The 715-nt window shown below is 62.1% G+C and carries 1 protein-coding gene; it reads left to right on the top strand.

Annotated features, from left to right (window positions below):
* Nucleotides 1–21 precede the first annotated feature (21 nt).
* On the top strand, nt 22–715 hold a 694-nt coding region (locus tag EOA86_RS37100), incomplete at its 3' end, for an oxygenase MpaB family protein (RefSeq protein WP_245497510.1).

Below are 715 nucleotides of genomic sequence, written 5' to 3'. Positions count from 1 at the left end.
TTCAGCGGCGGGGTTACTGCGGTGCTGCTCGAATTGGCGGAGCCGCGGGTTCGCGACGCCATTTGGCAGCACAGCACATTCCGCTCGCACGCGCTCCGACGATTACAGCGTACGGGCCTCGCTGCCTTGGTTACGGTCTACGGCCCTCGAACCAAGGCTAAGGCCATGATTGAAGGTGTGGTCAGGATGCATGGGCGCGTTTCAGGTCGAACCAGCGAAGGTGAGCCATACCACGCCACCGACCCGGAGTTGCTGGACTGGGTGCAAGCTACGGCCGGGTTTGGTTTCATGGAGGCGTATCACGTCTATGTGCATCGTCTGCATTTTTTCGAACGGGACGTGATGTTTGCTGAGGCTCGCCCCGTCGCACTTCTCTATGGTGCGGCCGGCTCGCCCACGTCACAGGCCGAGCTTTACGCGCTGTTCGACGCGATGAGGCAAAGACTCGTCGCGTCGCCGATCGTCTTGGAATTCCTGGAGATCATGGAAGACGTTCCCGCCTTGCCGGGAGTGGCTCAACCGCTTCAGCGGCCATTTCTGAAGGCGGCCGTCGAGATCCTACCGCGCTGGGTGCGCAAGCGCTTGGCACTCGGCGACCGCTGGACCCTGACGCCGTGGGAGCGTGCTTTTGTGAAGACTACGGCGGCAATCTGCGAGAGCATCGTGCTTCCTTCATCCCCGGCCGTTCCATCGTGCCGTCGCCTCGACCTTTCCG

The organism is Mesorhizobium sp. M5C.F.Ca.IN.020.32.2.1 (assembly GCF_004023105.1).
GTDB classification, from domain to species: Bacteria; Pseudomonadota; Alphaproteobacteria; order Rhizobiales; family Rhizobiaceae; genus Mesorhizobium; species Mesorhizobium wenxiniae.
Note: the sequence above shows the minus strand (reverse complement) of the source record. Positions and strands in the feature narration are given on the sequence as shown.